The organism is Streptomyces sp. NPDC000878 (genome assembly GCF_053599695.1).
In genome coordinates, this window is sequence record NZ_JBSFMT010000038.1 from 19805 (window position 1) to 32168 (window position 12364).

The following is a 12364-nucleotide window of genomic DNA, read 5'->3' on the forward strand; positions in this document are numbered from 1 at the left end:
CCCTCGAACAGGAGTTGTGATGAAGCATCACCTGCGCGGCCGTGCCGCGATAGCCACCGCCGCAGCGCTCGTTGCTGCGGGCACCATCACGGCCGGCGTCAGTGCCGCGTCGCCCGAGCACCAGGCGTCCAAGCCGAAGCACGCGCTGCCGAGCAAGGCGGAGATCGCTGGTCTCTTCGACCACTGGAACGCCGCGCTCCAGACCGGTGACCCGGAGAAGGTCACCGCTCTCTACGCGCCGAACGCCGTGCTCCTGCCGACGCTCTCGCCGAAGATCCGCACCACGCACGCCGAGATCGCGGACTACTTCGTGAGTTTCCTGAAGAAGAAGCCCGTGGGCGAGAAGCTCGAGACGATCGTCAACATCCTCGACGACAACTCGGCGATCGACACCGGGCTCTACGAGTTCCACGTCACCGACCCGACGACCGGTGCGAAGTCGACGGTCGAGGCTCGCTACACGTACGAGTACGAGAAGATCGGCGGCAAGTGGCTCATCCAGAACCACCACTCGTCGGTTCTGCCCGCGGAGTGAATCTCGGGGAGTGAACTCGTGGGGTGAACTGGCCCCAGTGTCACCTGAGCCCGGCCCACCGGTCCTGCCGGTCGGCCGGGCTCGTGCGTCAGCCGAGGCGGGGGATCTCGATGGCGGGGCAGCGGTCCATCACCATGTCGAGCCCGGCGGCACGGGTACGGTCGTACGCCGCCTCGTCGATCACGCCGAGCTGGAACCAGACGGCCTTGGCGCCGATGGCGGCGGCCTCGTCGGCGACCGGACCGGCGAGGTCGCTGTTCACGAACACATCGACGACGTCGATGTCGATGTCGGAGGGGATGTCGGCCAGCGAGGCGTAGCCCTGCTCGCCGTGGACCGTCTCGGCCTTCGGGTGGACGGGGATGATGCGCTTGCCGTAGCGCTGGAGGACCCTGGCCACGCCGTACGCGGCCCGCTGCTCGTTCGACGACAGGCCCACGATCGCCCAGGTGTCGCCCGCCTCGGTCAGGATCTTGCGGATGGTCGCTGGGTCGCCGTACACGCCCGGCCTCCTTGGGGTTCGTACAGCGGGGTTCGTGCAACGGGATTCGTTCAGCCGCTGTTGTGCGCGACAACAGTGGTCGGCCTGCGATGATTCCCCGCGTTGCCGCCGGGGCGGGGTGTCCGGGGCTCGGCCGATGCATGATGTGCGGTGTGGTTGCTGACACGGGACGGCGGGAGAGTGTGGCGGGCGGAGCGGCGGGGGTGAGCCGTACGGGTCGGCCCCGGGTGACCTCGCGGGCCGCGCTCGAACAGCTGGGCTTCGAACTGTTCGCCCGGCAGGGGTTCGACGCCACGACCGTCGATGACATCGCGGCTGCCGCCGGCATCGGCCGACGTACCTTCTTCCGCTACTTCGCGTCCAAGAACGACCTCGTGTGGGGCGACTTCGAGGATCAGCTGCTGAGGTTCGAGCAGTTGCTGGCGGGGACCGATCCGGGCGCTCCGCTGATGGACGCGTTGCGTGGTGCAGTGGTCGAGTTCAATCGCTTCGATCCGGCGGTGGTGCCGTGGCATCGGCAGCGGATGACGTTGATCCTGCGGGTGCCGACGCTTCAGGCGGACTCGACCGTGCGGTATACGACGTGGCGGGCGCATGTCACTGCGTTTGCGGCTCGGCGGATGGGGCTGCCGGTGTCCGATCTGCTGCCTCGGCTGTTGGGGCATGCGGCGTTGGCTGCGTGTATTGCTGCGTATGAGCACTGGCTGAGTGATGAGGAGGCGAGTTTGGGGGCGTTGTTGGATCAGGCGATGCGGCAGCTTGCGGTGGGGTTTGAGGGGGCTGTCGGGAGGGGGTGAGGGGGGCGGTTGGTGGTTGGGTGCGGCGCCGTTGTGGCTGGTCGCGCAGTTCCCCGCGCCCCTAAAAGATCCGGCCGTCCCGAGTCGTTTGGCTGCGGGGCGGTGGGGGCTGGTCGCGCAGTTCCTCGCGCCCCTAAAAGCGAAAGACCTGGCCCTGCGGGCCTGAAAAGCATGGGGCGCAGCCCCTGCTTTTCAGGGGCGCGGGGAACTGCGCGACCAGCCCCCACCGGGCCCGCGTCCGACAACGAACCGCCCAACCAACGGAGTTCACCGCATCGCGGCTGCGATCAGTTCGCCTATGAGGACCGCGGTCGCCGCCGGGCCGCGCAGGGGAGCTGACGGCAGGATCGATGTGTCCGCGACCCGTAGGGCGCGTACGCCGTGGACCCTGCCGTGGGGGTCGACCGCGGGGCCCATCGGGACCGTCGCGCAGGTGTGGTGGGACGTGCCCAGGTGGGTGTGGATCCAGGTGTCGAGTGAGCGGTCGTCGTCCAGCGTCTCGGGGAGCGACTCGATCAGTCCTGCGGACACCTTGTCGAAGGCGGGGGTGGTGAGCAGCGCGGCGGTCGTGCGGATCGCCTCGCGCATTCGGCGGCTGTCCTCGGGGGTTCGTAGGTAGTTGTAGTCGAGGCGCGGAGGTACGGCCGGGTCGGTGGACCGGGTGCGCATGCGGCCCCCGAGGGTGGGGGACTGGACCGACACCAGGAATGCGAGGGGGGCGAGCGGCTCGCCCGGGACGGTCACCGTGCCGCCGGTCAGGCCGGGGAGGGGGACTAGCGACTGAAGGATCTCCAGGTCGCCGTCCGGGTGGGCGCCGTCCGACGACGGCAGGTGCAGGGCGCCGCCGAGCCAGGAGTCGGCCGGTTCGGGGAGGGGCGAGCGGGGCGTCCACTCCAGGACGACCTGGGGGTGATCGCCGAACCGGACCCCGACGGCGGGTGCGTCCCTGATGACCGGGATGCCGAGGCGGTCGAGGTCGTCGCGCGGTCCGATGCCCGAGAGGTGCAGCAGCTGCGGGGAGCGCAACGCCCCGGCGCACAGGACGACTTCGCCGCAGTTCACGGTCTCGCGGTGTCCGTCGCGCTCGACGATCACGCCGGTCGCCCTGCCGTGCTCCACGATGATCCGGTGGACCGTACTGCCGCCCCTCACCGTCAAGTTGGGCCGGTCCAGCGCCGGCAGCAGATAGCTGACGCCGGTGTTGAGGCGTACTCCGTCGACCGTGTTGCAGGGGACCGGGCCGAACCCCGGTGCTTGCTGGGCGTTCTTGTCGGGCTCCGGGGGGAAGCCCAGGTGGTGGGCCGCCTCCCGGAACGCGACGGCGGCGGGGTGCCGTAGATCCGTACGCCGGACCCGGATCGGGCCGCCCGCCCCGTGCAGCTCGTCGGCGCCGTGGTCGAGGTCGGTCTCCAGAGCCTGGAGGAAGGGCAGTACGCCGTCGTACGACCAGGCCGCGCCGCCCGCCGCCGACCACCGGTCGAAGTCCTCGCGCCGGGCCCGGACGAAGTACCCGCCGTTGACGGTGGTGGAGCCGCCTAGGAAGCGGCCCCGGACGACCGTGTACGGCCGGTGGGGTGTGAGGTGCGCGGGGTACGGCTGGACCGCGGGGTTTCCGGGCTGGGCGCCGGGCACGAGCCGGGCGTCCAGGAACTCCGGTGGGAACGACGAGAGTTGCTGTGGCACGGGGCCGGACTCCAGTACCAGCACGGTCCGTTCGGGGTCCTCGGTGAGTCGGGCCGCGAGTGCCGCGCCGCTGCCGCCGGCCCCTATCACGATGACATCGGGGTGCAGTCGTACGGCCTCTTCACTTTCGGCACTTGGTGCCATTAGTCTCCAGGGGTCCGATGGGAGCGTTGCCAAGGAGAGTCGCATGAGCCAGCTTCACGCCACCTCGCCCGTCCCGGCCACCGAGATCCAGGACGAGGAGAACGCGGACGAACAGTCACTGATCGAGGCGGACGACCTGATCGAAGAGGTCTCCATCGACGGCATGTGCGGCGTCTACTAGGCCCCGCCATGACCACGACGGACTCCGCGACGACCGCCATGGACCTCGACCGTGCCTGGGACCTGCATCCGCAGGTCTCCGTGCGCCCCGAACCCTTCGGTGCGCTGCTCTACCACTTCGGCACCCGCAAGCTCTCGTTCCTCAAGGACCGCAGGCTGCTGGCCGTGGTGCAGGCCCTCGCCCACGCGCCCACGGCCCGCGCCGCCTGTCTGGCCGCGGGCCTCGGTGAGAACGAACTCCCGCGCTACGGGCGGGCGTTGGCCGTTCTCGTCCAGTCATCGATGGTCGTCGGAAGGACCCCATGACCGCGCCCACGGCACCGCCGCTGGTCGACCTGTTCGAGCACGGGCTCGACGCGCCGATCTGCCTCACCTGGGAGCTGACCTACGCCTGCAACCTGGCCTGCGCCCACTGTCTGTCCAGCTCCGGCCGGCGCGACCCGCGTGAGCTGAGCACGGCCGAGGCCAAGGCCGTCATCGACGAACTGGAGGCCATGCAGGTCTTCTACGTCAACATCGGCGGCGGCGAACCGACCGTCCGCGCCGACTTCTGGGAACTCCTGGACTACGCCACGGCGCACCACGTGGGCGTGAAGTTCTCCACCAACGGCGTCCGCATCACCCCCGACGCCGCCGCGCGCCTCGCCAGCAACGACTACGTCGACGTCCAGATCTCCCTCGACGGCGCGACCGCCGACGTCAACGACGCGGTACGCGGGGCCGGTTCGTACGCGACGGCCCTGCGTGCGCTGGAGAATCTCGCCGCCGCCGGAATGCGCAACTTCAAGATCTCCGTGGTCTGCACCCGGCACAACATCCCGCAGCTGGACGACTTCAAGGCCCTCGCCGACCGCTTCGGCGCCCAACTGCGTCTGACCCGGCTGCGGCCCTCCGGACGCGGCGCCGACGTCTGGGACGAGCTGCATCCGACGGCCGCGCAGCAACGCGAGCTGTACGACTGGCTGTTGGCCCACGGCGAGAACGTGCTGACCGGGGACTCCTTCTTCCATCTCTCCGCGTACGGCGAGGCGTTGCCCGGTCTCAACCTGTGCGGTGCCGGACGCGTCGTCTGTCTGATCGACCCCGTCGGTGACGTGTACGCCTGCCCGTTCGCCATCCACGACGAGTTCCTCGCGGGCAACGTCCGTACGCCGGGGGGCTTTTCGGGAGTCTGGCGCGACTCCGAGCTGTTCCGGCGGCTGCGGACCCCGCAGCACGGCGGGGCCTGTGCCTCCTGCGCGTTCTACGACACCTGCAAGGGTGGCTGCATGGCCGCCAAGTTCTTCACCGGGCTGCCGCTGGACGGGCCCGACCCCGAGTGCGTCCAGGGATACGGCGAGCAACTGCTGGCCCGGCGTGGTGACGGGACTCGGGTGCCCAAGCCGTCCGGGGACCATTCCCGCAGGAGCAGGACGACGGTGGACCTCGTCCTCACCCGTCGAGAAGCAGTCGAGCAACGGGTGAGGCCTCCCGTCAGCGACTGCGCCGAACACCCGCTCGCCGGGCTGGACCTGACGCCCACCGGAAAGGACACGGCACATGCCTAGGAACCCCTGGTTCGAGACGGTCGCCGAGGCGCAGCGCCGGGCCAGGAAGCGGCTGCCGAGGTCGGTCTACGGCGCGCTCGTGGCGGGCTCCGAGCGCGGTCGTACCATCGACGCCAACCTCGCGGCCTTCGCCGAACTGGGCCTCGCCCCACGGGTCGTCGGCCACCACGCCGAGCGCGACCTGTCGACGACCGTTCTGGGCGTGCCCACCGCGCTGCCCGTGCTCATCTCGCCGACCGGGGTGCAGGCGGTGCACCCGGACGGGGAGGTGGCCGTCGCCCGGGCCGCCGCGAACCGGGGCGTCATCATGAGTCTCAGCTCGTTCGCGAGCAAGCCGGTGGAGGAGGTCTCCGACGCCCAGCCGGACCTCTTCTACCAGCTGTACTGGAGCGGCACCCGCGACACGATGGTCCAGCGGATGGACCGGGCCAGGGCGGCCGGCGCCAAGGCCCTCATCGTCACCCTGGACTGGTCGTTCTCCCACGGCCGCGACTGGGGGAGCCCTTCCATACCGGAGAAGCTCGACCTCCGGACCGCCCTGCGGTTCGCCCCCGATGTGCTGCCCCGGCCCGGGTGGCTCTGGCAGTACGCCCGGTCCGGCAGCCTCCCCGACCTCAGCGTGCCCAACCTGCGGGCCCCTGGCGGTCAGTCGCCCACCTTCTTCGGCGCCTACGGCGAGTGGATGCAGACCGCGCCGCCGACCTGGGACGACGTCAAGTGGCTGCGCGCCGAGTGGGGCGGCCCCTTCCTGCTCAAGGGTGTGACCAGGGTCGACGACGCCAGACGGGCGGTCGACGCCGGGGTGACGGCCCTGTCCGTGTCCAACCACGGTGGGAACAACCTGGACACCACCCCGGCCACGATCCGCGTGCTCCCCTCCGTCGCGGAGGCGGTAGGCGACCAGGTCGAAGTCCTCCTGGACGGCGGCGTCCGACGCGGCAGCGACGTCGCGAAGGCCCTCGCCCTCGGCGCTCGTGCGGTGCTCATCGGCCGCGCTTACCTGTGGGGCCTGGCCGCCAACGGACAGGCCGGCGTGGAGAACGTGCTCGACATCCTGCGCGGCGGCCTCGACTCGGCCGTACTGGGCCTCGGCCACTCCTCCGTCCACGAACTGTCGCCCGAGGACCTGGTGATACCGCCCGGCTTCCCGCTGACCCTGGGCGGCGGGGACGTACCGGCCGCCCCGGCTGCCCCGGTCGTCTGACCATGGCGCCGCACGTCCTGGCCGACGCCGTCTGGCCCGCCGTACCGTCCGGCGCGCTGGTCCTCGTCCCCGTCGGGTCCACCGAGCAGCACGGCCCGCATCTGCCGCTCGACACCGACACCGTCGTCGCGCGTGCCGTCGTACAGCGCACGGCGGATGCCCTGCCCGAGTCCTGGGTGGCACCGCCGATCGCCTACGGCGCCAGCGGCGAGCACGCGCACTTCCCGGGCACCGTCTCGATCGGGCACGAGGCGCTGCGCGCGGTGGTTGTGGAACTGACCCGCTCCCTCTCCCTGTGGGCGGGCCGCATCGTGTTCGTCAACGGCCACGGCGGCAACACCGCCACTCTCGACACGGCCCTCGGTCAACTCCGTGCCGAGGGCCACGACATCGCCTGGACCGCCTGCGAGACACCCGGCGGCGACGCCCACGCCGGCCGCACAGAGACCTCCCTGATGCTGCACCTGGCTCCGGAGCACGTACGGCTCGACGCCGCCGTCGCCGGTGACACGCGCCCCCTGCCCGACCTCCTCCCGGACCTCATGGCCCACGGAGTCCGCGCACTCTCGCCCTCCGGCGTCCTCGGCGATCCGGCAGGAGCCTCGGCGGAGGAGGGCCGTCAGACGATGGACGCGATGGTGTTGGCCACCGTCCGGCGGATCAGCGCGTGGACGGTTGACGGCCAGGGGCGCCTTGCCGATCCTGCCCGGCGGTCCGGGATGGTGCGCCGATGAGGCTTCCCTTCGGCAGCGGGTCTCCGGCGGCGAGGTGCGTGAGGGTGTTGTCGGACGTGGGCCGGTGGATCGTCGGTGGCCGTGGTCGGCGTACGGGCCCGGCCCGGCAATCCGGGGCCGTACGCCGATGACGCTTCCCGTCGGTGCAGGCGTCGTCGTTGCGTTCGACCGGCACACCCGGGTCGTCGACGGAGGCCGTGCCCTCGTCGGTGGGTTTCCGACCCGGCTGCTGCGGTTGACGCCCCGCGCCCGCAAGCTCCTTGTCGGGCGGACGGTTCCCGTGCGGGACGCGGCGAGTGCGCTTCTCGCGGACCGGTTGGTCGACTGCGGTATGGCCCATCCCGTCGTCCGATCGCTTCCCGTACCGCCCGATTCCCGGTACACGGTCGTGATCCCGGTCCGTGACCGTCCGCGTCAACTGGAGCGGCTGCTGGGCAGTGTTGGCGTCGGCCATCCCGTGATCGTGGTCGACGACGCCTCGCGGCAGCCGGCGTCCGTGGCGGCCGTCGCCGCCCGGTACGGGGCCCGGCTGGTCGTCCTGGACACGAACGTCGGACCCGCCGGTGCGCGCAACGCCGGGCTCCGACTCGTGAACACCCCGTACGTGGTCTTCGCCGACTCCGACATCGTGCTGGACCCCGACACGGTGCCGACCCTGCTCCGGCACTTCGCCGACCCCAGGGTCGCCATGGCCGTACCCCGCATCACCGGGCTGACCGGCGCCGCCACGACCTGGATCGAGCGGTACGAGAACACCCGGTCCTCCCTCGATCTCGGTGCCCACCCGGCCCCGGTGCGCCCCGGTACGCCCGTCTCCTGGGCGCCGACTGCCTGTGCGGTGGCCCGAGTTGACGCCCTGCGGGACGTGGGCGGGTTCGACGAGGGCATGCGGGTCGGGGAGGACGTCGACCTGTGCTGGCGGCTGGTCGGGGCGGGGCTGCGGGTGCGGTACGAGCCCGCCGTCCGGGCTTCGCACGAGCACCGGGCGCGGCTGGGGGACTGGTTCGTGCGCAAGGCCGTGTACGGGACCGGGGCGCAGCCGCTCGCCCTACGGCACCCCGAGAACATCGCGCCGGCCGTGTTCGCGCCCTGGAGTGCGGTGTTCGCCGCCGCGCTGCTCGCCCAACGGCGCTGGTCGGCGCCGGTCGCGGGGGCCGTCCTCGGGGTCGTCGTCGTGCGGATCGGCCGTAAGTTCGACGGCACCCGGCATCCGTACCGGCTGGCCGTGCCGCTCGCGGGCAACGGTGCTGTCGCCACCCTGGCGCAGACCTCCGCGCTGCTCACCCGGCACTGGTGGCCGCTCACCGCCGTCGGCTGTGTGGTGTCCCGCCGGATACGCCGGGCCACAGCGGTCGCAGCCTTGGCCGATATCGCACTTGAGTACCGGCGCGGGGACGACTCGCTGGACCCTCTTCGGTACGGCGTCGCCCGCCGCCTCGATGACCTCGCCTACGGCGCCGGCGTGTGGCTCTCCGCCCTCAAAGGCCGCTCCACAGCGGCGTTGCGACCCCGCGTCACCCGCTGACGAGGACAGTCCCGGTCAGCGGAAACCGCGCAGCGGGCCCTGGGCCGTATCACGACACTGAGGACATCCCGCCGCCGGGACGCGCGGCGCATGCGATGGATCAGTCACCAGGAGGTGTGCGGCGTGACGCATGAAGTGGTCGGTCGTGTCGAAGAGCTGGGTTCCGAACTGGCCGCACTCGCCGACGAGAACGAGTCACTCGGCAAGCTGAGCGACCGGACCGTCGAACTGCTCAAGTCCGCAGGGGTCATCCGGCTTCTGCAGCCCAAGGAGTTCGGCGGATTCGGTGCCCATCCCAGGGACTTCGCCGAAGCGGTGATGGCGGTCGCCCGGTACGACGGTGCCGCGGGCTGGGTGAGCGGCGTCGTCGGGGTGCACCCCTGGGAGATGGCCCAGATGGATCCCCGTATCGCCCACGAGGTCTGGGACGACAACCCGGACACCTGGATCGCCTCGCCCTACATGCCCAACGGCATCGCCGAGCCGGTGGAGGGCGGCTATGTCCTCAGCGGACGCTGGCCGTTCTCCTCGGGCAGCGACCACTGCGGCTGGGACTTCCTCGGCGCGTTGCTCGGGGACGGAAAGGGGAAGCCCGCCGGTCCCATCACGGTGCTGCACGTCGTACTTCCCCGCTCGGACTACGAGATCATCGACGGCACCTGGGACGTGGTCGGGCTCTCGGGCACCGGCAGCAAGGACGTCGTCGTCGACAAGGCGTTCATTCCCGAACACCGCGTCATCAAGCAGGAGGCGGTCCAGGACGGCGCCGCCGCCGAGGCGGTCGGGCTCACCGACACCCTGTACAAGCTGCCCTTCAGCTCGATGTTCCCGCTCGGGATCACCGCGGCGGTCATCGGCATCTGCGAGGGCGCCCTCGACCTGCACCTGTCCCAGCAGAAGGACCGCGTCGCCGTGACCGGCGTCCAGGTGCGCGACGACCCGTACGTGCTCTACGCAGCCGGCGAGGCCGCGGCGGAGATCGCCGCCTCCCGGGTGCAACTGATCGACGGCATCAGTCGGTTGTACGACCAGGTCGAGGCCGGCAAGCCCATCACCATCGAGGACCGGGCGAACGTACGACGGAATCAGGTCCGCTGTGCGTGGCGGGCCGTCTCCGCCCTGGACGAGATCTTCGCGCGGTCCGGCGGGAACGCGATGCGGCGCAGCAACCCGATGCAGCGGTTCTGGCGGGACGCGCACGCGGGACTGGGGCACATGATCCACGTCCCCGGCTCGGCCTATCACGCGAACGCCCTGGCCCAGATGGGGCTCGAACTGCCCGAGTCGATGCGCATCCTGATATGAGCGAGGGCGCGACGCACTCCCGTACGGCGGACGCGCACGCGATCGACGGGCGCCAATTCCGTGACGTACTGGGCAACTTCCCGACGAGCGTGGTCGCGATCACCACCACGGACGGCGAGGAACGGCCGCACGGGATGGTCGTCGGTACCTTCACCTCGGTGTCGCTGGACCCGCCCCTGGTGTCCTTCCTGGCGGACCGCTCCTCCACGACCCTGCGGACGATCAGGGCCGCGGGACGCTTCTGCGCGAACGCGCTGGCGGGCAACCAGGAACGGCTGTCGCGGCAGTTGGCGACGGGTCCGGCCGGGCAACGGTTCGAGGGTGCCCCGTGGCAGGCGTCGGACCTGGGCAATCCCGTGCTGGACGGGATCGTCGCCTGGGTCGACTGCACGGTGGAACAGGTCGTCGAGATCGGCGATCACCTGTTGGTCGTCGGGCGGGTCCGGGACCTGCGCGTCGAGTCGATGAAGACCCCGCTGCTGTTCTTCCGGAGCGGATACGGCGACTACCTGTCGAGCACGAGCGTGCTCATGGACAGGCTCGTCGGCTGGGACGAGATCGGTCGGTAGACACCGGTGGAAACCGGTCGGCACACAAGGGAGCCGCAATGAAGAAAGACCTCCATATAAGACTTCAGAGAGTTTCGGCGTGGTGTGGCGTCCTCCTCTTTGTGGGATTCCTCGTCGCGTACTCCGTCGGCCATCTCATTCCGCCGATGAGCCCGACGGAGAGCCCCGATGACGTCGTCGCCTTCCTCAAGGACAACCGCACGGGGATCCTCACCTGCGTCGCCCTGATGGTTCTGCTCGTCCCGTTCGAGTACCCGTACGTCGTCGTGACGAGCATGCAGCTGCGCCGGGTCGAGGGCGGCTGGGGACTGCTGTCCATGATCCAGCTCACCACGGGCGTGGTGGCGCCGATCGGGTTCTTCTTCCCGCTCGCGATCCTCGCCGCCGCGGCCTACCGGCCGGAAGCCCACTCCGTCGACGTCCTGACCGCCATGGTCGACACCTTCTGGCTCATGTTCGTGGGCAACGCCTGCATCTTCGTCCTCCAGGTCTGGTCGATCGGATACGCCGCGTTCATCGACCACACCCGGGCGAAACCGCTCTTCCCGCGCTGGTACGGCTGGCTCAGCATCGTGCTGGGAGTGACGCTCATCCCGGGCGCCTTCGTCTTCCTCAACCAGGACGGGCCGCTCGCCTGGAACGGACTTCTCGCGAACATCATCCCCTCGGTCGCGTACGCCGTGTGGAAGATCGCCACACCGTATGTGCTGCTGAAAGCGATCACGGACGAGGAGAAGGAGCTGGCCGACAAGCCGGCGAACGAACCGGTGACCGTGTAGGAAGACGACTGGAACGGCCGGAAAAGCTGTGGCCCCGCGACCAATGTCGTGGGGCCACAGGCGTGTTGTGTCGGAGGGGACTAGACCGAGAGCGCGAATCCGCCCGTCACGCGCAGCGTCTCGCCGGTGACGAAGGACGCCTTCGACGAGACCAGGTACAGCAGCGCCTCGACGATGTCCTGCTCCCGGCCCTCCTGCGGCAGGATCTGCTCGCCGAGGACGCGTTCGGCCTCGGCTGTGGACAGTTGGGCCCGTACGGCGTCGGTGAAGATCAGGCCCGGTGCGATCGCGTTGACCCGGATGCCGTCGGCGGCGAACTCCCGCGCGAACGACACCGTCAGGCCCCGTACGGCCAGCTTGGACACGCCGTAGATGCTGCGGTTCGCGTACGCCGCCGACGACGAGATGTTGACGATGGAGGCGCCGGGCCGGCCCCGCATGGCCTGCTGGGCCGCGAGTGTGCAGATGACGGTGCCCATGACGTTGACGTCGAGGACCCGCCGCACCTTGGCCAGGCCAAGTTCGGTGAACGGCTTGTTGTAGGCGGCGTGCAGGCCGGCGTTGTTCACCAGGATGTCCAGCCCGCCGTGGCGTTCGACGATCCCGTTCACGACCGCGCCGACCTCGTCCTCGTCGGCGACGTCACAGGTGACCCCGGTCGCGCCGAGGCCCTTCGCGGTGAGTTCGGCGGCCGTCTCGGTGGCGGCGGCGCCGTCGATGTCGGCGAGCACGACATGCGCGCCGAGGGCCGACAGGGCCTCCCCGAACGCCTTGCCGAAGCCCCGGCCGCCGCCGGTGATCAGGGCGACCTTGCCCTGGTGTTCGGCGTCTTGAGAGATGTCCGGCATCAGGTTCTCGAC

Annotated in this window: 14 protein-coding genes; 11 read left to right on the forward strand and 3 right to left on the reverse strand. The window is 70.3% G+C overall.

What is annotated here, in order from left to right; translation table 11 throughout:
- Positions 1 to 19: 19 nt before the first annotated feature.
- Positions 20 to 535 (forward strand): SgcJ/EcaC family oxidoreductase, encoded by a 516-nt coding sequence (locus tag ACWDR4_RS28970; protein WP_450413034.1) that lies wholly within the window; start codon positions 20 to 22, stop codon positions 533 to 535.
- An 88-nt stretch (positions 536 to 623) separates the two neighbouring features.
- On the opposite strand, the gene ACWDR4_RS28975 is transcribed toward ACWDR4_RS28970, so the two are convergent.
- Positions 624 to 1037: a CoA-binding protein gene (locus ACWDR4_RS28975; protein ID WP_450413035.1), complete on the reverse strand. Its 414-nt coding sequence runs from the start codon at positions 1035 to 1037 to the stop codon at positions 624 to 626.
- Between the two features lie 143 nt (positions 1038 to 1180).
- On the opposite strand from ACWDR4_RS28975, the gene mftR reads away from it, so the two are divergent.
- Positions 1181 to 1834, forward strand: coding sequence for a mycofactocin system transcriptional regulator (mftR, locus tag ACWDR4_RS28980; protein WP_450413109.1), 654 nt, complete (start codon positions 1181 to 1183; stop codon positions 1832 to 1834).
- A gap of 267 nt (positions 1835 to 2101) precedes the next feature.
- On the opposite strand, the gene mftG is transcribed toward mftR, so the two are convergent.
- A complete protein-coding gene (mftG, locus tag ACWDR4_RS28985) occupies positions 2102 to 3661 on the reverse strand; it encodes a mycofactocin dehydrogenase MftG (RefSeq protein WP_450413036.1) in 1560 nt (519 codons plus the stop codon).
- A 43-nt stretch (positions 3662 to 3704) separates the two neighbouring features.
- Here mftG and mftA point away from each other — a divergent pair, with 43 nt between their 5' ends.
- From mftA to ACWDR4_RS29030, 9 genes are all read left to right on the forward strand, one after another.
- Positions 3705 to 3842 (forward strand): mycofactocin precursor MftA, encoded by a 138-nt coding sequence (gene mftA / locus ACWDR4_RS28990; protein WP_450413037.1) that lies wholly within the window; start codon positions 3705 to 3707, stop codon positions 3840 to 3842.
- Positions 3843 to 3850: 8 nt separating this feature from the next.
- Positions 3851 to 4147, forward strand: coding sequence for a mycofactocin biosynthesis chaperone MftB (gene mftB, locus ACWDR4_RS28995; protein ID WP_450413038.1), 297 nt, complete (start codon positions 3851 to 3853; stop codon positions 4145 to 4147).
- Positions 4144 to 5388, forward strand: coding sequence for a mycofactocin radical SAM maturase (gene mftC / locus ACWDR4_RS29000; RefSeq protein ID WP_450413039.1), 1245 nt, complete (start codon positions 4144 to 4146; stop codon positions 5386 to 5388). The genes mftB and mftC overlap by 4 nt, the downstream gene beginning before the upstream one ends.
- Complete coding sequence (gene mftD, locus ACWDR4_RS29005) at positions 5381 to 6592, forward strand: pre-mycofactocin synthase MftD (protein WP_450413040.1); 1212 nt, start codon at positions 5381 to 5383, stop codon at positions 6590 to 6592. The genes mftC and mftD overlap by 8 nt, the downstream gene beginning before the upstream one ends.
- Positions 6593 to 6594: 2 nt before the next feature.
- A complete protein-coding gene (gene mftE / locus ACWDR4_RS29010) occupies positions 6595 to 7326 on the forward strand; it encodes a mycofactocin biosynthesis peptidyl-dipeptidase MftE (RefSeq protein ID WP_450413041.1) in 732 nt (243 codons plus the stop codon).
- Between the two features lie 127 nt (positions 7327 to 7453).
- On the forward strand, positions 7454 to 8851 hold the full coding sequence (gene mftF / locus ACWDR4_RS29015) for a mycofactocin biosynthesis glycosyltransferase MftF (protein WP_450413042.1): 1398 nt from the start codon (positions 7454 to 7456) through the stop codon (positions 8849 to 8851).
- Between the two features lie 123 nt (positions 8852 to 8974).
- Positions 8975 to 10156: a hydroxylase gene (locus ACWDR4_RS29020; RefSeq protein ID WP_450413043.1), complete on the forward strand. Its 1182-nt coding sequence runs from the start codon at positions 8975 to 8977 to the stop codon at positions 10154 to 10156.
- A complete protein-coding gene (locus ACWDR4_RS29025; protein WP_450413044.1) occupies positions 10153 to 10725 on the forward strand; it encodes a flavin reductase family protein in 573 nt (190 codons plus the stop codon). Before ACWDR4_RS29020 ends, ACWDR4_RS29025 begins: the two co-directional genes overlap by 4 nt.
- Positions 10726 to 10871: 146 nt before the next feature.
- Positions 10872 to 11504: a hypothetical protein gene (locus tag ACWDR4_RS29030; RefSeq protein WP_450413045.1), complete on the forward strand. Its 633-nt coding sequence runs from the start codon at positions 10872 to 10874 to the stop codon at positions 11502 to 11504.
- Positions 11505 to 11584: 80 nt separating this feature from the next.
- Here ACWDR4_RS29030 and ACWDR4_RS29035 read toward each other — a convergent pair whose 3' ends face one another.
- Positions 11585 to 12352, reverse strand: coding sequence for an SDR family NAD(P)-dependent oxidoreductase (locus tag ACWDR4_RS29035; RefSeq protein ID WP_450413046.1), 768 nt, complete (start codon positions 12350 to 12352; stop codon positions 11585 to 11587).
- Positions 12353 to 12364 lie beyond the last annotated feature (12 nt).

Excerpts from the sequence above, each read along its gene's own strand:
- ACWDR4_RS28970 (WP_450413034.1), top strand. The coding sequence starts at position 20 with ATGAAGCATCACCTGCGCGGCCGTGCCGCGATAGCCACCGCCGCAGCG.
- mftR (WP_450413109.1), top strand. The coding sequence starts at position 1,181 with ATGTGCGGTGTGGTTGCTGACACGGGACGGCGGGAGAGTGTGGCGGGC.
- mftG (WP_450413036.1), bottom strand. The coding sequence starts at position 3,661 with ATGGCACCAAGTGCCGAAAGTGAAGAGGCCGTACGACTGCACCCCGAT.
- mftA (WP_450413037.1), top strand. The coding sequence starts at position 3,705 with ATGAGCCAGCTTCACGCCACCTCGCCCGTCCCGGCCACCGAGATCCAG.
- mftB (WP_450413038.1), top strand. The coding sequence starts at position 3,851 with ATGACCACGACGGACTCCGCGACGACCGCCATGGACCTCGACCGTGCC.
- mftC (WP_450413039.1), top strand. The coding sequence starts at position 4,144 with ATGACCGCGCCCACGGCACCGCCGCTGGTCGACCTGTTCGAGCACGGG.
- mftD (WP_450413040.1), top strand. The coding sequence starts at position 5,381 with ATGCCTAGGAACCCCTGGTTCGAGACGGTCGCCGAGGCGCAGCGCCGG.
- mftE (WP_450413041.1), top strand. The coding sequence starts at position 6,595 with ATGGCGCCGCACGTCCTGGCCGACGCCGTCTGGCCCGCCGTACCGTCC.
- mftF (WP_450413042.1), top strand. The coding sequence starts at position 7,454 with ATGACGCTTCCCGTCGGTGCAGGCGTCGTCGTTGCGTTCGACCGGCAC.
- ACWDR4_RS29025 (WP_450413044.1), top strand. The coding sequence starts at position 10,153 with ATGAGCGAGGGCGCGACGCACTCCCGTACGGCGGACGCGCACGCGATC.
- ACWDR4_RS29030 (WP_450413045.1), top strand. The coding sequence starts at position 10,872 with ATGAGCCCGACGGAGAGCCCCGATGACGTCGTCGCCTTCCTCAAGGAC.
- ACWDR4_RS29035 (WP_450413046.1), bottom strand. The coding sequence starts at position 12,352 with ATGCCGGACATCTCTCAAGACGCCGAACACCAGGGCAAGGTCGCCCTG.